Origin of the sequence: Rathayibacter sp. Leaf185, from assembly GCF_001423885.1 — a bacterium.
Lineage (GTDB): Bacteria > Actinomycetota > Actinomycetes > Actinomycetales > Microbacteriaceae > Rathayibacter.
In genome coordinates this window covers 265,296-285,213 of the sequence record NZ_LMPP01000004.1, presented here as the reverse complement: position 1 = coordinate 285,213, position 19,918 = coordinate 265,296, and the positions used below count along the sequence as shown (strand labels likewise).

Here is a 19,918-nt window from a genome sequence, read left to right as displayed (position 1 = left end):
GCACCGCCCGCCCCCGGGCACGTCCTGCACCACACCGCACCAGGAGGAACAGTGAACAGACGCACACGCATCGCGATGACCACGACGGCGGGCTTCGCCGTCGTCGGCCTCGCGCTCACCGGATGCAGCGCATCCGGCGACTCCGAGGGCTCCGGCTCGTCGGGCGACCTCACCCCGGTGACCCTGCAGCTGCAGTGGGTCGCCCAGGCGCAGTTCGCCGGCTACTACGCCGCCGTCGACCAGGGCTACTACGAGGACGAGGGCCTCGACGTGACCATCGCCGAGGGAGGCGGCGACATCGTGCCGCAGGACGTCCTCGCCTCCGGAGACGCCGACTACGCGATCTCGTGGGTGCCCAAGGTGCTCGGCTCGATCGAGCAGGGCGCGAACATCACCGACGTCGCCCAGATCTTCGAGCGCAGCGCCACCACGCAGATCTCGTTCAAGGACAAGGGCATCACCTCGCCCGCCGATCTGGCGGGCAAGTCCGTGGGCAGCTGGGGCTACGGCAACGAGTGGGAGCTCTTCGCCGGCATGCAGAAGGACGGAGTCGCACTCGACGACATCTCGCTCGTCACCCAGCTCTTCGACATGAACGGCTTCCTCGCCGGCGACATCGACGCGGCGCAGGCGATGACCTACAACGAGTACGCGCAGGTGCTCGAGACGGTGAACCCGGACACGGGGGAGCTGTACCAGCCCGACGACCTGAACGTCATCAACTGGAACGACGTGGGAACCGCGATGCTCCAGGACGCGATCTGGGCCGATGCCGACAAGCTCGAGAGCGACGAGGCGTACGCCGACCAGACCGTGGCCTTCATCAAGGCGTCCATCAAGGGCTGGATCTACGCGAAGGACAACCCGGAGGAGGCGGCCGACATCGTGACCGCGGCCGGCTCGACGCTCGGCACCAGCCACCAGCTCTGGATGACCAACGAGGTCAACAAGCTGATCTGGCCCTCGACGAACGGCGTCGGCATGATCGACGAGGCCGCCTGGCAGCAGACGGTCGACATCGCCAAGGAGACCATGAACGAGACCGGCGCGACGATCATCAGCGAGGACCCGCCGGCCACCGCCTACTCGAACGAGTACGTCGAGAAGGCGCTCGCGGAGCTCGCCGAGGAGGACGTCGACACCAGCGGCGCCGACTACGAGCCGATCGAGGTGACCCTGGAGGAGGGCGGCGCCTGACGCCTCCACGGCACGGATCCCGGGTCAGGCCCCTCTGAGTCCTCAGAAGCTGCGGTAGTCGCGTTCGACTGCCGCAGCTTCTGGTGAGTCGTGGCGGGCGGGCGAGCGGATCGGTCGTGGTCCGACCGCCGGGCGGCCCGGGGGAGTAGGCTGGATCCTTGTGACTACTTTCAAGAAGACGCCGTTCACCCTGAACGTGCGCGACATCCACGGGCGCCCGGGCGAGATGCGCGAGCACCGTCTCGACCTCGATGCGCCGGAGCAGTTCGGCGAGGGGATCGTCGCCCTGCGCAAGGGCGCGGCGCTCGATCTCGACGTCCGCCTGGAGTCGGTCCACGAGGGCATCCTCGCCTCCGTCCAGGTCTCGGCCGAGGCCGTCGGCGAGTGCAGCCGGTGCCTGACCGACATCTCCCTGCCTGTCGATGTCGAGTTCCAGGAACTTTTCGCGTACTCTTCTGACGAAGCTTTCGACTATGAGGTTCACGACGACCACGTGGATCTTGAACCTCTGGTCAGGGATGCGGTGGTTCTGTCGCTGCCGTTCCAGCCGGTCTGCCGGCCGGATTGTCCGGGTCTCGACCCCGTCACGGGGGAGCGGCTGGCCGAATCCTCCGTGCCCGAGCCCGAGGCACCGCGCGACTCCCGGTGGGCCGCGCTCGCCGGGCTGGGCGACGTGGGATCCGGTGGGGCCGCAGTGCCCGGAGCTTCCGCAGACAGCGCGTCCACCACAGACAGCGGCGCGGGCGAGAGTGCCCGCACCGAATCCAACCAGAGGTAGAGAAGAGAGAATCATGGCTGTTCCCAAGAGGAAGAAGTCCCGCGCGAACACCCACATGCGCCGCTCGCAGTGGAAGGCCACGGCCCCCGCGCTCGTCAAGACCATCGAGCCCAACGGCAAGGTCGTCTACAGCCTCCCCCACCGCGCCAAGGTCGTCGAGGACGCCGCGGGCACCGCGCTGTTCCTCGAGTACAAGGGCCGCAAGGTCGCCGACGTCTGATTCGGCCTCGCACCGCTCGTCGGTGCGTGCCGCGCGGTCCATGGTGAACCAGACCCCCGCAACACTCCCCAGCGACGACCGGTCGCGTCTGGAGGCCACGCTCGGCGTGAGCCTCGACGGTGAGCTCTTCGAGCTCGCCCTGACGCACCGGTCGTTCGCATTCGAGCACGGCGGACTCCCGCACAACGAGCGCCTCGAGTTCCTCGGCGACTCGATCCTCGGGCAGGCCGTCACGGTGATGCTCTACACCGAGTACCCGACGCTCTCCGAGGGCGATCTGGCGAAGCGGCGCGCGAGCCTCGTCTCGACCGTGGCTCTCGCCGAGATCGCCCGCGGTATCGGGCTCGGCGAGCACCTCCGTCTCGGCCGCGGTGAAGAGCTGACGGGCGGGCGCGACAAGGCGTCCATCCTCGCCGACACCGTCGAGGCGATCATCGGGGCCGTCTACCTCGGCACCGGACCCGACGCCGCCCGCGACCTCGTGCTGCGCCTGATCGCGCCGCTGCGCGCCGATCCGCTGCGCTTCGGCGTCTCGATGGACCCCAAGACGAGCCTGCAGGAGGCGGCGGCCGAGCGCGGTGCGCCGGCCCCCCGCTACGAGATCGCGGCCACAGGGCCCGATCACAACAAGGTGTTCGTCGCCACCGTCATCGTCGGCGGACTCGTCACGGCCCGCGGTGAGGGCACCAGCAAGAAGGCGGCCGAGATGGCCGCTGCTCTCGATGCCTGGACGCGCCTGGCCGAGACCGCGCCCGGCGAGCCCGTGCGCGCCTCCGTCGAGGACTGACCGTGCCCGAGCTGCCCGAGGTCGAGGTGGTGCGCGCGGGTCTCGCCCCGGCGGTCACGGGCTCGCTCGTGACCGGGGTCGAGATCGTCGACGAGCGCTCGCTGAAGCGCCACGTGCACGCGCACCCGTTCGAGCGGCTCCTGGTCGGCCGTCGGCTGCAGGGTGCCGTGCGGCGGGGCAAGTTCCTGTGGCTGCCCGCGGGGCGCGACGAGGCGCTGCTCGTGCACCTCGGGATGAGCGGCCAGGTGCTGCTGCGGACCGCCGATGCACCGCTGGCCCGGCTGACCCGCATCCGGATCGCGATCGAGAACCCCGATCACGGCGAGCTCGCCCTGCACTTCGTCGATCAGCGGATCTTCGGTTCCATGGCCATCGATGCGCTCGTGCCCACGAGCGACGGTGCGCCCGGTGGATTCGCGGGGGACGACGCCTCCGCCGGCGACTGGCTGCGGGCGGTGCCGTCGCAGGTCGCGCACATCGCCCGCGATCCGCTCGACCCGTTCTTCGACCTCGCGGCCGTGGTCGCGGTGCTGGGGAGGCGGAACAGCGGCATCAAGCGCGCGCTGCTCGACCAGACCCTCGTCAGCGGCGTCGGCAACATCTACGCCGACGAGTCGCTGTGGGCCGCCGAACTGCATCCTGAGCGACCGAGCTCGTCGCTCGGCGAGGCGCGGATCCGCCGCCTGTTCGCCGAGGTGCGCTCGGTGCTCGAGCGTGCGCTGGCCGAGGGCGGCACGAGCTTCGACGCGCAGTACGTGAATGTGAACGGGGCTTCGGGCTACTTCTCGCATTCGCTGAACGCCTACGGGCAGACGGGGAAGCCGTGCCCGCGCTGCGGAGAGACGATCGTACGGGTGCCGTTCATGAACCGGTCGTCGCACCTCTGCCCGCACTGCCAGCAGCTGATGCACTGACCTCTTCCGCGTGGGAACCGGTTCTCACCGAGACGCCGTCGTGTGCGCGGTGTCTCGGCACGAACTGGTTCCCTCGGGAGGGCCGGACTGCGGCGGGAGAGTCAGGCGGTGGCCTTCTCGGCGACGGGCGCGTGCTTCGCGTGGGCCACGAGGTGGCCGAAGATGGAGGCGATCAGGGTGATCGCGGCGGCGATCGCGAGGCCGAGCCAGAGGCCGACGTTCAGCGCGAGGGCGCCGACGCCCGCGCCGGCTCCGATGAGCACGACCGCGGTGAGGCGGCGGAACCAGGGCTGGCCCTTGCCGCCGCCGAGGCGGGAGTCGGCGGCGAGGCCGGTGATGGTCGAGGTGACGACGACGGTGGTGACGTCCTTCACGGCGATGTGGCGGGCGGTCGCGGCCTGGAGTCCCATGGCGAGCCCGAGGACGCCGGTCACCGTGAGGGCGAGGGGCTCCGGGTGCTCGGGGACGACTCCGAGGACGATCGCCAGGACGGCCATCACGATGCCGACGACGGTGAAGAGCCAGGTGGAGCGGGTGGTCCAGCCGGCCTTCACCGGGCGCAGGACGCGGCCGCCGATCGCGGCGCCGAGCATGAAGCCGGCGAGCGCGATGATCGGGCCGACGACGGGGAGGTCGTCCGCTCCGGCAAGGGCCATGCCGAGGATGACGACGTTGCCGGTCATGTTGCCCGTGAAGACGCGGTCGAGCCCGAGATAGCCGACGGCGTCGATGATGCCGGTCGAGAAGGTCAGGGCGAGCATGAGCCCGAGGTGGACGTTGTCGGGGCGCGTGCGCAGGCGTCGGAACACGGGAGTCCTGTCGTCGGAGGGGGGCGAGATGCCACTTCGGTACGCCTCCGCCCGCGTGTCGCGTACTCGAGTGGCATGTCGCGAGGGGTGGAGGGGGTGCGCCGCCGATCCTGCCATGGATGCGCCACGGGGCCGAAACACGGCGCCGCTAGCCTCGAAGCGATCGCGGGGCGGACCCGCGCGGGAAGGCGGCGGCGGATGCTGCAGGCGGAGTGGGCGGTCCAGCCCGGTGAATCGGTGCCCGATGGGGTCGAGTACCTCGCGGCGGGCCCGCGGTCGGTGCTCTGGGGGCGGCTGCCGTGCGCGGCCGACCGACCGGTGCTGTCGATCGACTCCGGCACCGAGGTGATCATCGACACCCTCAGCCACGAGGGGGTCCTGGAGGATCAGGGCCGCGACCCTATCGCCTTCTTCGGCGGGCACGGCGTGGCCCCCGAGGGCGTGCTGCGCGATGCGATCGAGCTCGCCGCCTCCGGGCCGTTCCGCGACACGGCGGTCGACGGTCCGCACGTGGTCACCGGGCCGATCGCCGTGCGCGGGGCGCTGCCGGGCGATCTGCTGAAGATGACGCTGCTCGAGGCCGAGCCGCGCGTGCCCTACGGAGTGATCTCGAACCGGCACGGGCGCGGCGCGCTGCCGGGAGAGTACCCGCTGCAGGCCGGGCCGTTCAGCGCGTTCGCGCGGGTCGAGGACGGGGCTGACGGCGTGCGGCGTGGGGTGCTGCCCCTGGTACCGGGAGGCGAGCGCTCGGCTCGGTTCGAGCTGCACCCGTTCCTCGGGATCATGGGCGTCGCGGTGGCGGGCGACGTGCGGCCGCACTCCGTTCCTCCGGGGGCGCACGGCGGCAACATCGACATCTCGCTGCTCACCGCGGGGGCGAGCCTCTACCTGCCGGTGCAGGTCGAGGGTGCGCTCGCGTACGTCGGCGACCCGCACTTCGCGCAGGGCGACGGCGAGGTCGCGCTGACGGCGATGGAGGCGAGCCTGCGCGTGCGGGTGCGCTTCGAGGTCGTGCCGCAGTCGGAGGCGCTGGCGGAGTTCGGCGCGCTCGTCGGACCGCTCGGCGAGACGAGCGAGTTCCTCGTGCCGACCGGCATGGACGAGGACCTCGACGTGGCGGTGCAGAACTGCGTGCGCGCCGCGATCGCGCTGCTCCAGGCCCGCTACGGCATGGATGCGAGCCTCGCCTACGCGTACCTGAGCGCTGCGACCGACTTCAACATCTCCCAGGTCGTCGATCTGGTGAAGGGCGTGCACGCCCGCGTGCGGACGGCGGACTTCGATGACTGACCCGCGGGTGACCTCGCTCGAGGGCGAGCTTCCCGACGGCCTCGTCGACGCCGTCGAGGCGTACGAGGCGGCGCTGGCGGCCGACGACGTGCCGGCCCTCGCCGACGCGTTCGTCCGCGCGCCGACGACGCTGCGCGGTGACTCCTCCGGGCTGCTCGTGGGGCACGAGGCGATCACCGGGTTCCGCGGGAGGCGGGGCGGGACGCCTCCGCGCGCCCTGGCCGAACTGCACGTGCGCGCGGTCGGCGCCGACACGGCGCTGGTCGTCACGGTGAACGTGCCGGCGCGGGGTGGACGGGGCCTGGTCACCCAGCTGTGGGTGCGCGAGGACCGGGTCTGGAGGGTGCGCGCCGCTCAGGTGCAGGCGCCCGCGCCGGCCCTGGACCCGCGGGTCTGGCGGGCCGTCGGGGCACCGCTCGTGCCTGCTGCCGCCTCCGGAGCACTCGACGGCCTCGATGTCGCGGTCAAGGATCTCTTCGCGATCGAGGGGCAGCGGATCGGCGCGGGGATCCCGGTGCGGCTGACGGAGGCTCCGCTCGAGACGACGACCGCTCCGGCCGTGGCGATGCTGCTCGACGCGGGAGCCTCGGTGCGCGGGATCGCCCAGACCGACGAGTTCGCGTACAGCATCGCGGGACGCAACTCCGGCTACGGGACGCCGCCCAACCCGGCGGTGCCCGGCGCGATCCCCGGGGGCTCCTCGAGCGGGCCGGCGACGGCGGTGTCGCTCGGGCAGGCGTCGGTCGGGCTGGCGACGGACACGGCGGGATCGATCCGGGTGCCCGCGTCGTACCAGGGGCTGTGGGGGCTGCGGACGACGCACGGGGCGGTTCCGGTGGCGGGGCTGCTGCCGCTGGCGCCGAGCTTCGACACGGTCGGCTGGCTGACCCGCGACCTCGCGACGCTGCGGCGGGTGGCGGCGGTCGGGCTGGCGGGGGCGGCTTCGGAGAGTGTCGGCGGCTTCGTGGTGGCGGAGGCGCTGCTCGAGCAGGTGGATCCGGGCGTGCGTGCGGCGTTCTCGGCGGTGCTGGACGGGCTCGAGGTGGAGCGTGTCGAGCTGCCGCCGGTGGCGGAGATGTTCGAGGCGTTCCGGCTGGTGCAGGCGGCGGAGGCGTGGGCGTCGGACGGTGAGTGGGTCGCTGCGCATCCCGGGGTGCTGGCGGACGACGTGCAGGCGCGGTTCGACGCGGCGTCGCGGGTGGACGAGGCGACGGAGGACGCGGCGCGGGGGAGGCTGGCGGAGTTCAGGGACGCGCTGGACACGGCGCTCGGGCGGCGGGTGCTGCTGCTGCCGTCGGCGTCGTCGGTCGCGCCGGCGCTGGACGCGTCGGCCGAGGTCATCGATGCGGCGCGGACGGCGACGCTCGGGCTGACGTGCCTCGCGGGGATCGGCGGGTATCCGGCGCTGTCGGTGCCGCGGTTGGTGGTCGACAGGAAGCCGGTGGGGCTGTGCCTCGTGGGGCCGCGCGGGGCGGATCTGGCGCTGCTCGAGGTGGCGGTCAGTATTGTGGCTAATTTATAGCTCGCTACACGAACTGAAGAGACACCGGAGCGGCGCCCCCTCCGTCCGCGTTCCCGGTTAGGGACATGCAGAGCACTCTCTGCGATAGAGGTGTCAAAAGTTCACCCGTTATCGACCGGGATCGAACGGTTTCTCGCAAGTTTGCCGGCTTCTATTATCCGCGCCAGGTGGCCCTGCGTTAATTGATTTGACTGTGCACCACGATCAAGTGCTGCCTGCAACCAGCCAGCACCTTTCCGGACGGCAACTTCGGGTGCCAGGCGCTCGAGTTCGCCCTCTCTAACCAGCACAACCCCGACTGTTTCAAGAAGCTCCAGAAGAGCGACTGCAGCCGTATAGGCTTCGCCCTTAAAGGCAGATACTCCATGGTCCTTCACTTCCGCCCAAGGTGACGCGGATGACCGAAGCTGGGCACGCGCTCGCTCGGCAACGTCGGACGTAAAAGGCTCTGTGCGCGACTCGCCTAGTAATGAGCTTAAGGCATCGAGCACATCGCCAATGGTCGCCGGTTCCTTTTTCGTTCGAATATTGTTTGTTGCTTGATCCCATAATTGGTCCATTCTCTCGGTCCAGGTCGAACCAAGAGATCTAACCAAAATTGCGCATTTTGCTTTGTCGGAAAGTACGTCCAGATCCGGAGCGGCAACCATGGGTACCTGAACTGCTTGTAGGGCTTCGGCGACCTTCGGAATACCATCTTTTCCGCCGGTGGGAAGAAAGAGTACTTCGCTGCGAGGCAAGTCACCGAGTAATTTGTCTGGTGAAGAATCGAGAGCCGCGGCGAGGAAGGCGCAGTCGCCCTCTGCTTCTGCCAGAATCACGAGTTGGTGAAACAGCCCGTCGAGCACATTCGTGTAACGAAGCACTGAGTCGGCCCAAAGGTTTCTGAGCTGAGAAGCCTCGAGCTGACTGGCATAGGTCGACTCCTGCTTTCTGCTGAGGCGAACCACCGAGACGTCTACTTGAGATTCGAGGAGGCCTGAGAGGAGATTCCGATCATGTGTTGCGACAATGATTTGAATTTTTCGGGCGACAGCGAGATGTCCAAGTTCAACTCCTAATGCGTGGGCCTGAGGAGGATGAAGGAAGGCCTCTGGCTCATCGAGCAGGATGAGAGGGTAAGTGGCCGTCACAACCGGAAGAAGTTGACCAAACATGCTGCGCATTCCGTCACCCTGCTCGTCAAGCGGGCGTAGTGCGATCATCGCTTCGCGATAAGATTCTGAAATCTCGTCAATTCGCGGAGTTTCTGCAGCGATTGAACCAGTTCGAAGGCGGACTGTGCGTCCGAGGGGGTCAAGGGTCAGAGGACTTCGAAAGCTCTTCTCTGAGATCCGACTTAGTTCATTCAGCATCTCCTTGTTGTCCTGCAAGTGGTGCACAGGGTGCGTCGGTGGGTCGCCCGGCGCGTCTCGCATCTCGATCGCGCCTCCAACGGCAAATCTCCCCTGAGCATTGCCGTAGAAGCAAAGAAAACTGGAAAGCTGCCCAAGTTCGTCAGGTGAGGCCACCCAGCCCTGGGTTAGACCGAATATGCTGGCTTGACCGCTAGTAGATCTTTGAAATCCAACCATGGAATTGCCGGTGCTCGGTCGAAGGAAACTTGCATTCTTCCCCAACCACGAGACCAAGTCGCGAGCCTCGCCAGCCTTCACAAGATCGAGCCCATCGACGACTAATCTTTTGGGCATGGAATACCCAGGCTGGTGGCTGAGTAACTCGACAAGCTCTCGAAGAATAGTTGATTTACCCGCGTTGTTTGAGCCGACGATTGCCGTTACCCCAGACGGGTGGATGTCTATATGTTGACCATTCTTCAGTCGAATCCGATTTAGTGCAAATTTAAACTTTTCCGAGTCGCCACTCAGCCACTCTGGATTCTGAGCTCCAACGGCTGCGGCGAGTTCTTGTTCCCAGTTGGTGGCCATGTCAGTTACTGTCCCACAGAATCTTGTAATGAGGCAGATAGTTCCAGGACTTCGACCACTTTGGATCCGACCCAGCTGGGTTGGCACCGAGGACGATTGAACTTGCGTCCTCGTGGAATGTGAGCGAAATTTTGCTCGCCACGCCGTCAGGCACGGAAGCCTGGCGAACCATGCGCACGACGAGCGGCAGCTTCCGGTGTGCTCGCACGCGAAGACCGAGGTGATACGTGTCGGCCAAGGAGGTGGAACTCGAAACACCCGAGAAACGTCTGTTGCGTAGGATGGGCGACTGAAACAGGTTTTTCTCTGCCCGTCCGTCTGTGAAGAGGTGGTTGCCATCCCGTCCGTGCCCGCGCCCTCGACGTTCCTCCCGATCGACCCGCCGCCACGGCTGCTGATGGGCCCGGGCCCGATCAATGCGGATCCGCGCGTCCTGCGCGCGATGTCAGCGCAGCTCGTCGGCCAGTACGACCCGGCGATGACCGCTTACATGAACGAGACGCAGGAGCTCTACCGCCGCGTCTTCGACACCGCCAACGAGAAGACGCTGCTCGTCGACGGCACCAGCCGCGCCGGCATCGAGGCGGCGCTCGTGTCGATGCTCGAGCCGGGCGACCGCGTCCTCGTGCCGGTCTTCGGGCGCTTCGGGCACCTCCTCCGCGAGATCGCCGAGCGCTGCGGAGCCGAGGTGCACGTGATCGAGGCCGAGTGGGGACAGGTGTTCCCGGTCTCGGTCATCGCCGAGGCGATCGAGCGCGTGCGCCCGAAGGTGCTCGCGGTCGTGCACGGCGACACCTCGACGACGATGGCGCAGCCGCTCGAGGAGCTCGGCGCGCTGTGCGACAAGCACGGCGTGCTCTTCTACACCGACGTCACCGCCTCGCTCGCGGGCAACGTCTTCCACGCCGACGAGCTCGGGCTCGACGCGGTCACGGCCGGTCTGCAGAAGTGCCTCGGCGGTCCCTCGGGCTCGGCGCCGGCGACCTTCTCGGAGAAGGCCGTCGCGGTGATCGAGTCGCGCAAGTCCATCGAGGCGGGCATCCGCGACGCGGGAGACGCCGTGAACGCGCACCCGATCCGCTCGAACTACTTCGACCTCGGCATGATCTTCGACTACTGGGGCCCGCGTCGGCTCAACCACCACACCGAGGCGACCACGATGCTGTTCGGTGCCCGCGAGTGCGCGCGCATCATCGTCGAGGAGGGTCTCGACGCCACGGTCGAGCGCCACGTGCTGCACGGCGCGGCGATGCTCGCCGGCGTCCGCGGCCTCGGGCTCGAGGTCTTCGGCGACGTCGCGCACAAGATGAACAACGTCGTCGCGGTGCACATCCCCGAGGGCGTGAACGGCGACGCGGTGCGCGGCGAGATGCTGACCGATTTCGGCATCGAGATCGGCACCTCCTTCGGCCCGCTGCACGGCAAGGTCTGGCGCATCGGCACGATGGGCTACAACGCACGCACCGATGCGGTGCTGACCACGCTCGCGGCTCTGGAGGCGGTCCTGCGGCGCGCAGGCGCCTCCGTGGCCCCGGGCGGCGGAGTCGCGGGTGCCTACGAGGTCTACGGGGGCGCGCGATGAGCGCTCTCGACGCCGCCGAGATCATGGCGCGCTGCGACGAGCTCGCCGCGGTCTCGAGCACCCGCGGCGCGATCGAGCGCGTCTACCTCTCTCCCGAGCACGCCCGCGTGAACGCCATGGCGGCGCGCTGGATGGAGGAGGCGGGGATGCGCTCGTGGCAGGACGCGGCGGGCAACCAGTGCGGCCGCTACGAGGGCTCGACGCCGGGACTCCCCGCGCTGCTGCTGGGCTCGCACCTCGACACCGTCCCCGACGCCGGCCGCTACGACGGGATCCTCGGAGTGGTGCTCGCGATCGCCGTCGTCTCGCGGTTGAACGCCTCCGGGACCCGCCTGCCCTTCGCGATCGAGGTCGTCGCGTTCGGCGATGAGGAGGGCACCCGCTTCGGCACGGCGCTGCTCGGCTCGCGCGCCGTGGCGGGCACCTGGGACGAGCACTGGTGGGAGCTCGAGGACGCCGACGGCACCACCCTCGTCGAGGCGTTCCACGAGTTCGGCCTCGACCCCTCGCGGATCACGACCGCCGCCCGCGACGCCGACGACCTGCTCGCCTACCTCGAGACGCACATCGAGCAGGGCCCGTACCTCGAGGAGGCCGACCGCGCACTCGGAGTCGTCTCATCGATCGCCGGAGCCCGCCGCTTCGCGCTGACCCTCACCGGCAAGGCCGGCCACGCGGGAGGCGTGCCGTTCGACCGCCGCCGCGACGCGCTGACCGGAGCCGCCGAGGCCGTGCTGGCCGTCGAGCGCATCGCCCGCGAGCACGGCTGCATCGCCACCGTCGGGCGCCTCGAGGCGTTCCCCGGGGCCGTCAACGTCATCCCCGGCCGGGTCGAGTTCAGCCTCGATCTGCGCGCCGAGTTCGACGATGTGCGCGATCGGGTGTGGGACGAGATCCAGCACGCGATGTCGGAGTCGGCGCGCCGCCGCCGCCTCGCGCTGACCGTCGAGGAGACCCACGCGGCCCCGGCGGTGGTCGCCGCCCACTGGCTGCAGGACGTCGTGCGGCAGGGCATCCGCGCGACGGGCGATGCGGAGCCGATGGTGCTCTTCTCGAAGGCCGGCCACGACGCGATGGCGATCGCCGACCTCACCGAGTACGCGATGCTCTTCGTGCGCTGCGAGGGCGGAGTCAGCCACCACCCCGACGAGAACGTGACCGAGGCCGACGTGGCGACCGCGCTCGACGCCTTCGAGGCCGCCGTGCACGCCTTCGCCGAGGCTCGGGCGAGCCGGGAGTGACCGTGACCGAGGCGCCGTCGATCGGGCACCGCATCGACGCGAGCTACGCCTCGCTGTCGCGGCAGGAGCAGCGCGCGGCCGACTTCATCCTCGATCACCTCGGCGACCTCGCGATCTACACCGCCACCGAGCTCGCGCAGAACAGCGGAGTGTCGAAGGCGACGGTCTCGCGGCTCTTCCGGCGCCTCGGCTTCACGAACTCGCAGGAGGTGCGCGAGCACGCCCGTGCGCTCCGCAGCTCCGGCGTCCCCGTGGGCCCCGCCTCGGCGGGCGAGCCCGGCGACGCGCTCGCGGCGCACCTGGACACGGAGCGGGCGAACCTCCTCCGGCTGGCGACGACCCTCTCGGGCGGTCGGCTCGAGAGGGCGGTGGGCCTGCTCGCCGAGGCGCGGGAGGTGGTCGTGATCGGGATGCGCAACAGCTACCCCGTGGCACTGCACCTCCGGCAGCAGCTCGCGCAGGCGCGCGCCCGGGTCAGGATCGCGCCGCAGCCCGGGCAGTCGCTGGGCGAGGAGCTCGCCGGACTCGACGCGCAGGATGTCGTCGTGCTGGTCGGGTTCCGCCGGCGACCGGCGTCGTTCGAGGCCCTCGTCGACGTCCTCTCCGCGCACGGCGTGCCGGTGGTCCTGCTCGCCGACCCGCAGGCGCGGCGCTTCGCCGACCGCGTCTCGGTCTGGCTCGAGTGCCCCGTCGACAGCGACGCGGCCTTCGACAGCTACGCGGCGGCGATGAGCACCGCGGCACTGCTCGCCTCCGGAGTGCTCGGCGCCGCCCCGCGCGACTCCCGCGAGCGCATCGCGGGCATCAGTACCGTCTACTCCGAGCTCTCCGAGATCGAGGACCGCGCGTGAGCGCCGCCGCGGAGCTGATCCGCGATCACGCGCGGCACCCGGTGGGGCGCTCCGACGCCGTCGGGGCGGTGCTCGGGCGCGCGCAGCTGATCACCCCGACCTGCGGCGACCGGCTCGAGGTGCGCGTGAGCGGCTCGGCAGCGCACGTCGACCTCGCCTGGAGCGGTCGCGGGTGCGAGCTCTCGCAGGGCTCGGCCTCGCTGATGACCGACGAGCTCGATGGTCGCAGTGCGTCCGAGATCCGAGCGCGCATCGAGGCCTTGCTCGGCGCGATGGGCCGCCGTGAGGGTGGCGAGGGGCTCGGTCAGGAGTCGGCGCTGCTCGCGGTCTCGGGCAACCCGGTGCGCTCGGTGTGCGCGACGCTCGCCTGGCGGGCGCTGCTCGAGGCACTCGACGCGGGAGAGCTGCGATGAGCGGGCCCGTCGTCGTCGAGCCCCGCGGAGAGATCGCCGCACTCGATCTCGAGGGCGCCCGCCGAGCGCAGGACGTCGCGCGCACCGCTGTCACCACTGGATCCCCGCACGACGGCGGGCCAGTGCGCGGCACCGAGCAGCACGGGGTGACCCGGACGGCCGTCGTAGACCGCGCGGGCGAGTGCGCTCGGCCCGTCGGGCGAGCGGTCCAGGAGGCGCGCAGCGACTCCCGCGGGTTCGTCCGGCAGATCCACCAGCGTCACCAGGGCCGCATCACCGTCGGCCGCGGCGAGACCGGCGCGCAGCGACGCCGAGAGTCCCTCGGCCCAGTCCTCCGCCACGACGCTCTCGGCACTGCGCGGAACGAGCGCCCCGGCCTCGTCCGCGCCGGCTCCGAGCACCACCAGCACGCGTGTGCAGCCGACCGCCTCGAGGCGGCGCACCGCCCGCTCGACCCAGGGCGTGCCGTCCTCGGCTCGCCGCAGAGCCTTGGGCCCGCCCGCGCGGCGCCCCGCGCCTGCCGCGAGAACGATCCCGGTCACCGCGCGCGCATCCATCCGTTCATCGTGCCCCACCCCGCCACCCGACGAGGAGTCTCCATGACCGCCACCACCGATCCACGTGATGCCCTGCTCGCCTGCCTGGCCGTGCCGCGCTGGGCCGACGAGGTCGCCGCCGGCGCACCCTACGCCTCCACCGACGCTCTGGCGGACGCCGCCGACCGGGTCGCGCGTTCGCTGACCGCGGAGGAGGTGGAGGCCGCGCTGGCCGACCACCCCCGGATCGGGGAGCGGCACGCGGGTGCGGGACGCTCCTCCGATTTCTCCGCCGCCGAGCAGGCGTCGAGCCTCTCGAGCGACGAGGTGCTGGCCGAGCGCCTTCTCGCGGGCAACCGCGCCTACGAGGAGCGATTCGAGCGCGTGTTCCTCATCCGCGCCGCCGGCCGAGATCGGAGCGAGATCGTCGCCGAGCTCGAGCGCCGGCTCGGCCTCGACGACGAGACCGAGCGCGCGATCGTCGCCGATCAGCTGCGCGAGATCACGGTGCTGCGGGTGCGAGCGCTCGGCCCTGACACCGGCGCGGTCGTGGCGGAGGCGCGACCGTGAGCGCGCACGCGAGCCACGTGACGACGCACGTGCTCGACGCGGTGCTCGGCCGTCCTGCACGCGATGTGCCGGTCGCGCTCGAGGAGCGCACCGCCTCCGGCTGGACGTCGATCGCCACGGCGCGCACCGACGCCGACGGCCGGGTCGGGGTGTTCGGTCCGGAGGCGCTCCCCGCGGGCGTCTACCGCGTCGTCTTCGACACCGGGGCGTACTTCGGACCCGACGCGTTCTACCCGGAAGTCGTGGTCGCGTTCCGCCTCGACGACGTCGACGCGCACTTCCACATCCCTCTGCTGCTCAGCCCGTTCGCCTACTCGACGTACCGGGGGAGCTGAGCGTGCAGCTCCAGGACGTCCTCGACGCCCCGCAGCTCAGGATCCGTGCCGTCTACACGACCCCGGAGGCGCTCGCGCGACCGGTCAACTGGACGTTCACGACCGATCTGCTCGACCCTCGGCGCTACCTCGCCCGCGATCAGCTCGTGCTCACCGGCCTCGTCTGGCGGCGGACGCCCGAGGACAGCGAGACGTTCGTCGCTGCCGTCGCCGCCGCCGGAGCCGTCGCGCTGCTGGCCGGCGAGGGGCTCTACGGCTTCGTACCAGACGACGTGATCGCGGCGTGCCGCGCGCACGGAGTCGCACTGTTCGCCGTGCCGGCCGACGTCTCGTTCGCCTCGATCACCACGCACCTCTCGAACACGCTCGCCGGCGACCGCGTGGCGCGCCTGACCGCCGGTCTCGCCCGCCAGCGCGAGCTGCTCACCGAGGTCTACCGGGGCCAGCTGCTCGACGAGCTGATCACCCGCACGTCCGTCGAGCTCGGCCGCCCCGTCCGCGTGCTGACCGCGACCGGCCGCGTCGCCGCCTCCGCCGAGCCGCTCGGGCTCGCCGAGATCGAGCGCGTCGTGCGTGCGGGGCTCACCGCGCGGCGGAACCCGGTCACCGTGCCGGACGCCCACGGCGGCGTTCTCTCGACTTTCGTCGTCGCCGGGGCGGACGAGCACCGCGCGACGTCGTGGTTCGTCGTGGTCGCCGGGGACTGGAACGAGTGGCACCCCTCGCTGCTGGACGCGGTGACGGAGCTCACCGGAGTCGTCGGTCTCTACCGGCTCCAGCGCGACTCCGCGATGCTCGCCGACTCGGCCCTCGCCGACCGGCTGCTCGAGCTGATCGAGGAGGACAGCGAGCAGCCCGAGACGGCGGTGTACCTGCGCCAGCTCGGGCTCGCGGGCGCGGGGCGCTGCGCGGTGGTGGCCGCGGGTTTCGAGGAGGGCGACTCCTCCGACCTCGCGCGCTGGCTGCTGACGGACGCCGCCTCGCACCTCGGTCGCGCGGTCGTCGGCCGGGACGCGCAGGGCTGCGTCGTGGCGATCGTGCCGATCGAGGGCTCGGCGGTCATCCCGATCGGGGCGGATCCGCTCGCCGTCGTCACCTCGGCCCTGCGCCGCGCGGGGGCGGGGCTGGGCGGGCCGGTGCTGCGGGTCGGCACGAGTGCGGCGACGGCGCTGTCGGCGCTGGGCGGAGCGCTGCGCTCGGCCCGTTACGGGATGCTGCTGCCGGGAGCGCCGGGTGACGTCTCCGCGGTGCGCATCAGCGACTCGGGCGAGGTCACCTCGGCCGTGCAGCTGCTGACCGCGGTACCCGACCATCTGCGCACGGTGTTCGTCGAGCTGGTGCTCGGGCGGCTCGTCGAGCACGACGCGCGCTACAACTCGCAGCTCGTCGCAACGCTCGCGGCGTTCCTCGACTGCGGAGGCTCGTGGGTGCGCACCGCGGAGCAGACGCACCTGCACCTCAACACGGTCCGCTACCGCATCGCGCGGGTGGAGGAGCTCACGCAGCGCGACCTGTCGGACACGTCGGACCGGGCCGACCTGTTCCTGGCGCTGCAGCTGCGCTAGCTGCGAGCGGTGACGGGCTCGAACCAGGGGACGAGCCGGACGAGACCGTCGGGGTGCTCCGCGGCCCGCTCGACCAGCGCGTCGGTCAGCACCGTCGTCAAGACGGTGAAGACCGGTTCCGGGTCGTCGCTGAAGCCGTCGGTCGGCTGCCAGAGGCTCGAGGAGAGGACGGTGTCCGAGGGGGCGAAGACCGGATCCTCCTCGACCTCGCGCAGGTCGGTGGCGGTGAGAGCAGACTGACGGACGCACAGCGCACCGGGATAGGCGCCGGCGAGATCGGCGGCGACCTGCTCCGGATCCGCGTCGGCGGCGACCGCGAGGAGCACGATCGCCGTGTCGTTGTCGACGAAGGTCTGCCCGTTGCCGAGGAGCACGTCGGGATGCGCTCGCTGGTACTCGGCCGCCGCGCCGGTGCCCAGCGTCGACATCGACGACCAGCCGCCAGCGGGCGCGGTGCAGCCGGCGGGCTGGGGGAAGGGCTGCGCGCTCACGTACGCGTCCTTCTCCTCCCCGGTCGCGAAGCTCGGAACCGGATCGGGCGCCGAGGTCGTGCTGGTCGGGGCGTAGAGCTCGTAGTCGAGGCTCTCGAGCTCGAAGCTGCGACCCGAGAGGGTGCCGACGACGAACGCGGGGACGACGTCGACGGCGTCCTCTGTGCGGACCGGCATGCCCTGGGCCGCCAGCTGAGCGCGCAGGTCGTCCGGGGTGATGCCGGTGATGTCGAGCGCCTCATCGCAGCGCGGGAGGCCCATTGTAAAACCGGGATCGATGTCGTGCCGGCAGATCCGGGCCGAGTCGTTCTCGAACCAGACGTCGACCGCGGCGGCCACCCACTGGTCCGAGCCCGGCACGGAGGAGGACGGTGCTCCGGTCGGGCCCGCGCTCGCGCAGCCGGAGAGCCCGAGAGCGAGCAGTGCGGCAGCGAGGGACGTGGAACGCAGGCGCATGCACCGACGCTAGCGCGCGACTCGCGGTGAGCCCAGGGCTGAGGGGAGCAGGGCGGGTGACGACGTCGGGTGGCGCACGCCGGCTACTCCGGAGCCGCGACCCGCCGCCCCCGCACGTGCACGGCCGCGATCGCCGGCTCGCGCAGGCCCATCAGCAGCGCGAACAGCAGCTGTGCGGTCGCCCGCTCCTCGTCGTCGGCCCGCACCCCGTGCGCGAGCACCTCGGCGAGGGGCTCCCAGCGGTCGGGCTCGATGCGGAGGAAGTCCGCGTCCTTCCCGAGGTCGAAGTTCCCGAAGCGCTCCTCCATGTCGAGGGCGCGCGCTCCCGCCAGCGTGGCCGTGAACAGCAGCTCGGCCGGATGCAGCGAGACCGCCGCATCGCCCTCCTCCGACAGGTGGACCTTGAACGCGTCGTTGGCCACCCGAGAGAGCAGCCATTCGTCCCCGGCGCCGACGTCGGTGCCGAGCGCCACGGTCACTCCGGAGTCGATCGTCCGCCGCCAGGGCATCGTCCCCGAGCCGAGGAACTGCTGCGAGGTCGGGCAGTGCGCGATCGAGGTGCCGGTCTCAGCCATCCGGCGCAGCTCGGCGTCCTGGCAGTGCACCGCGTGGGCCAGGATCGTCCGCCGGCCGAGGAGCGAGGAGCCGCCCCGGGCGGATCCCGGCAGGAACAGCCCGTCGTAGGTGTCGAGGTAGCTGCGGGTGCCGTAGAGCTCGCGGACCGCTGCGATCTCGCCGTCCCCCGGCCTGTCGTTCTCGTTGAGGTGGCTGTGCACGTAGACGCCGCGGTCGCGGACGGAGTCGTAGAGCTCGCCGAGCCCGGCGAGCGTGGTCGGTGTCACCGACAGAGAGAAGCGCGGCACGATCGCGACCTGGAGCAGCGCGGTCGCTGCGTCTCCGGTGTCGACCGCATGCCAGTGCTCGATCTCGTCGGCGACGAGCGCGAGCGCCTCCTCCTCGCCGGTGAGCAGCGGGGCGGCGGAGTCGGGTCCGACGGTCTGGATGCCGCGTCCCGAGACCGTCCGCAGGCCCGCGTCGCGGCTCGCCTCGAACAGCGCGTCCTGCGCGTGCGGGAACGCCGAGCCGAAGACCATCGCGGCGGTCGTCCCGGCCTGCACGCGGCGGCGGGTGAAGGCACGCGCGATGCGGGCCGCGAACGCCTCGTCGGCGAGGCGCGCCTCCGCCGGGAACACCGCCGTGTCGAGCCACTCGAGCAGCTGGCCGCCGCCGAACGCATCGGTCGTGAACGTCTGCGGGAAGTGCACGTGCGTGTCGACGAAGCCGGGCAGGAGGAACGCGGAGGCGTCGCCCGTCACCGGCCAGTCGTCGAAGTCGCGCGGGAGCGAACGGTGCGCGCCGACCCAGGCGATCGTGCCGGCGTCGTCGACGACGAGGGCGCCGTCGGGGATCGAGACCAGCGCGGCACTCGCTTCGCCGAGGGTGGGGCTCCCCGCGATGTGCAGGACGTGACCGCGGTGGACGGCTCCGGTCACACCAGACCCGTGTAGGCGTACCAGGCGGGCCCGGCGTCGGGTGCGTCGTCGCGGGTGACGCTCGCCTGGATGAGGCCGTAGGGGCGGTCGTCGGCGTGGAAGACCTCGTTGTCGTTCGAGACTCCGAACGGCGAGAGGTCGTAGACGAAGTGGTGCTTGTTGGGCGCCGAGAGGCGGATCTCGACGAGCTGCGGATACTCCTCGAGCACGGCCTTCCCCATCTCGAAGAGCGTCTGCTGCAGGGCGAGCGAGTGCACGGTCGCGAAGCGGCTGATCATCAGCGCCTTGACGCCGGCGTAGAGGCCCTCCCAGTCGGTGGTCGAGAGCTCCTCCTCGGTCAGCGCGAAGCGCCACTTGGCGACGAGAGAGGTCGCCATCACTCGGTCGTTCGTCGGCTGGAGCACCGTGTAGGGGTCGGTCAGGAAGCCGTGGAACTCGCTGCCGGTCGACTTGAGGATCGTCAGATCCTTGAAGCCGCCGGTGACCCAGACGCGCTGCTCGTCGCCCGTGCCCTCGACGGTGACGGAGGCGATGCGCACCTCCTGGCCCTTCCTGACCCAGGTGTGGTCGTGCTCCTCGCCGTCGACGAGCACGCGCTCCCAGGCGAACTCCTCGATCTCGATGCGGGCGCCGTGCACGGGCGCGTAGCCGTCGACGAAGTGCCGGGCCAGCTCGAGCCCGTAGGCCTCGATCGAGCGCAGCCCCTTCTCCTTGGCGAAGGAGTAGGCGGTCTGCTTCTGCGTGTCGGTGGGCAGGACCGCCGACTGGTCGCCCTCGAGGTGCGCGGCCTCGAAGTCGCCGCGGAGCGCGGTCGACACGTTGACGTCGTGGATCTCGTGCCGCGGGCTGTCGCGGTAGATCCGGACGACGCGGTTCTCGGCCTTCCCGTACTGGTGGTCTCCGAGGATGATCGACATGTCCGCTCCTGTTCGGGTAGTGG

The 19,918-nt window shown here is 70.5% G+C and carries 20 protein-coding genes; 14 read left to right on the top strand and 6 right to left on the bottom strand.

Annotation, left to right across the window (positions count from 1 at the left end):
• Positions 1–51: 51 nt before the first annotated feature.
• The 5 genes from ASG06_RS15535 (at position 52) to mutM (ending at position 3,896) form a co-directional block, all read left to right on the top strand.
• Positions 52–1,197, top strand: a complete 1,146-nt coding sequence (locus ASG06_RS15535; RefSeq protein WP_442965613.1) for an ABC transporter substrate-binding protein — start codon at positions 52–54, stop codon at positions 1,195–1,197.
• A 160-nt stretch (positions 1,198–1,357) separates the two neighbouring features.
• Positions 1,358–1,975 carry a YceD family protein gene (locus ASG06_RS15530; RefSeq protein ID WP_056044188.1) on the top strand — a complete coding sequence of 206 codons (618 nt, stop codon included), beginning with the start codon at positions 1,358–1,360 and terminating at the stop codon, positions 1,973–1,975.
• A 13-nt stretch (positions 1,976–1,988) separates the two neighbouring features.
• On the top strand, positions 1,989–2,195 hold the full coding sequence (gene rpmF, locus ASG06_RS15525) for a 50S ribosomal protein L32 (RefSeq protein WP_056044186.1): 207 nt from the start codon (positions 1,989–1,991) through the stop codon (positions 2,193–2,195).
• A gap of 40 nt (positions 2,196–2,235) precedes the next feature.
• Positions 2,236–2,982 (top strand): ribonuclease III, encoded by a 747-nt coding sequence (rnc, locus tag ASG06_RS15520; protein WP_056044184.1) that lies wholly within the window; start codon positions 2,236–2,238, stop codon positions 2,980–2,982.
• Between the two features lie 2 nt (positions 2,983–2,984).
• On the top strand, positions 2,985–3,896 hold the full coding sequence (gene mutM / locus ASG06_RS15515; RefSeq protein ID WP_056044182.1) for a bifunctional DNA-formamidopyrimidine glycosylase/DNA-(apurinic or apyrimidinic site) lyase: 912 nt from the start codon (positions 2,985–2,987) through the stop codon (positions 3,894–3,896).
• Between the two features lie 101 nt (positions 3,897–3,997).
• Here the strand turns inward: mutM and ASG06_RS15510 are convergent, their stop codons facing one another.
• Positions 3,998–4,705 (bottom strand): YoaK family protein, encoded by a 708-nt coding sequence (locus ASG06_RS15510; protein WP_231727777.1) that lies wholly within the window; start codon positions 4,703–4,705, stop codon positions 3,998–4,000.
• A gap of 198 nt (positions 4,706–4,903) precedes the next feature.
• Here ASG06_RS15510 and ASG06_RS15505 point away from each other — a divergent pair, with 198 nt between their 5' ends.
• Together ASG06_RS15505 and ASG06_RS15500 are read left to right on the top strand one after the other, a co-directional pair.
• Positions 4,904–5,995 (top strand): acetamidase/formamidase family protein, encoded by a 1,092-nt coding sequence (locus tag ASG06_RS15505; protein ID WP_056044179.1) that lies wholly within the window; start codon positions 4,904–4,906, stop codon positions 5,993–5,995.
• Positions 5,988–7,517: an AtzH-like domain-containing protein gene (locus tag ASG06_RS15500; protein ID WP_056044177.1), complete on the top strand. Its 1,530-nt coding sequence runs from the start codon at positions 5,988–5,990 to the stop codon at positions 7,515–7,517. The genes ASG06_RS15505 and ASG06_RS15500 overlap by 8 nt, the downstream gene beginning before the upstream one ends.
• 101 nt (positions 7,518–7,618) lie before the next feature.
• On the opposite strand, the gene ASG06_RS19655 is transcribed toward ASG06_RS15500, so the two are convergent.
• A complete protein-coding gene (locus tag ASG06_RS19655; protein WP_162239031.1) occupies positions 7,619–9,445 on the bottom strand; it encodes an ATP-dependent nuclease in 1,827 nt (608 codons plus the stop codon).
• 397 nt (positions 9,446–9,842) lie between these two features.
• Here ASG06_RS19655 and ASG06_RS15495 point away from each other — a divergent pair, with 397 nt between their 5' ends.
• From ASG06_RS15495 to ASG06_RS15480, 4 genes are read left to right on the top strand one after another with little or no spacing between them, the layout of a single operon-like run.
• Positions 9,843–11,027: a pyridoxal-phosphate-dependent aminotransferase family protein gene (locus tag ASG06_RS15495; RefSeq protein WP_082499320.1), complete on the top strand. Its 1,185-nt coding sequence runs from the start codon at positions 9,843–9,845 to the stop codon at positions 11,025–11,027.
• Positions 11,024–12,268: an allantoate amidohydrolase gene (locus ASG06_RS15490; protein WP_056044174.1), complete on the top strand. Its 1,245-nt coding sequence runs from the start codon at positions 11,024–11,026 to the stop codon at positions 12,266–12,268. The genes ASG06_RS15495 and ASG06_RS15490 overlap by 4 nt, the downstream gene beginning before the upstream one ends.
• Positions 12,269–12,270: 2 nt before the next feature.
• On the top strand, positions 12,271–13,119 hold the full coding sequence (locus ASG06_RS15485; RefSeq protein ID WP_056044614.1) for a MurR/RpiR family transcriptional regulator: 849 nt from the start codon (positions 12,271–12,273) through the stop codon (positions 13,117–13,119).
• Positions 13,116–13,532 (top strand): iron-sulfur cluster assembly scaffold protein, encoded by a 417-nt coding sequence (locus tag ASG06_RS15480; RefSeq protein WP_056044172.1) that lies wholly within the window; start codon positions 13,116–13,118, stop codon positions 13,530–13,532. Before ASG06_RS15485 ends, ASG06_RS15480 begins: the two co-directional genes overlap by 4 nt.
• Here ASG06_RS15480 and ASG06_RS19650 read toward each other — a convergent pair.
• A complete protein-coding gene (locus ASG06_RS19650) occupies positions 13,424–14,089 on the bottom strand; it encodes a nucleotidyltransferase family protein (protein ID WP_082499292.1) in 666 nt (221 codons plus the stop codon). The two genes, ASG06_RS15480 and ASG06_RS19650, sit on opposite strands and share 109 nt — an antisense overlap.
• Before the next feature lie 42 nt (positions 14,090–14,131).
• On the opposite strand from ASG06_RS19650, the gene uraD reads away from it, so the two are divergent.
• Genes uraD through ASG06_RS20070 form a run of 3 tightly spaced genes read left to right on the top strand, consistent with a single transcriptional unit; the run spans position 14,132 to position 16,538 of the window.
• Positions 14,132–14,638 carry a 2-oxo-4-hydroxy-4-carboxy-5-ureidoimidazoline decarboxylase gene (uraD, locus tag ASG06_RS15475; protein ID WP_056044612.1) on the top strand — a complete coding sequence of 169 codons (507 nt, stop codon included), beginning with the start codon at positions 14,132–14,134 and terminating at the stop codon, positions 14,636–14,638.
• Positions 14,635–14,973: a hydroxyisourate hydrolase gene (uraH, locus tag ASG06_RS20300; RefSeq protein ID WP_056044170.1), complete on the top strand. Its 339-nt coding sequence runs from the start codon at positions 14,635–14,637 to the stop codon at positions 14,971–14,973. The genes uraD and uraH overlap by 4 nt, the downstream gene beginning before the upstream one ends.
• A 2-nt stretch (positions 14,974–14,975) precedes the next feature.
• A complete protein-coding gene (locus ASG06_RS20070) occupies positions 14,976–16,538 on the top strand; it encodes a helix-turn-helix domain-containing protein (RefSeq protein WP_056044168.1) in 1,563 nt (520 codons plus the stop codon).
• On the opposite strand, the gene ASG06_RS15460 is transcribed toward ASG06_RS20070, so the two are convergent.
• The 3 genes from ASG06_RS15460 to pucL form a co-directional block, all read right to left on the bottom strand.
• Positions 16,535–17,485 carry a hypothetical protein gene (locus tag ASG06_RS15460; protein WP_056044167.1) on the bottom strand — a complete coding sequence of 317 codons (951 nt, stop codon included), beginning with the start codon at positions 17,483–17,485 and terminating at the stop codon, positions 16,535–16,537. The genes ASG06_RS20070 and ASG06_RS15460 overlap by 4 nt on opposite strands.
• Positions 17,486–17,568: 83 nt before the next feature.
• The gene (locus ASG06_RS15455; protein ID WP_056044165.1) at positions 17,569–18,978 is read right to left on the bottom strand and encodes an amidohydrolase family protein; all 1,410 of its coding nucleotides are present in this window, start codon (positions 18,976–18,978) and stop codon (positions 17,569–17,571) included.
• Positions 18,975–19,895: a factor-independent urate hydroxylase gene (pucL, locus tag ASG06_RS15450; RefSeq protein ID WP_056044163.1), complete on the bottom strand. Its 921-nt coding sequence runs from the start codon at positions 19,893–19,895 to the stop codon at positions 18,975–18,977. Before pucL ends, ASG06_RS15455 begins: the two co-directional genes overlap by 4 nt.
• Positions 19,896–19,918: the final 23 nt, after the last annotated feature.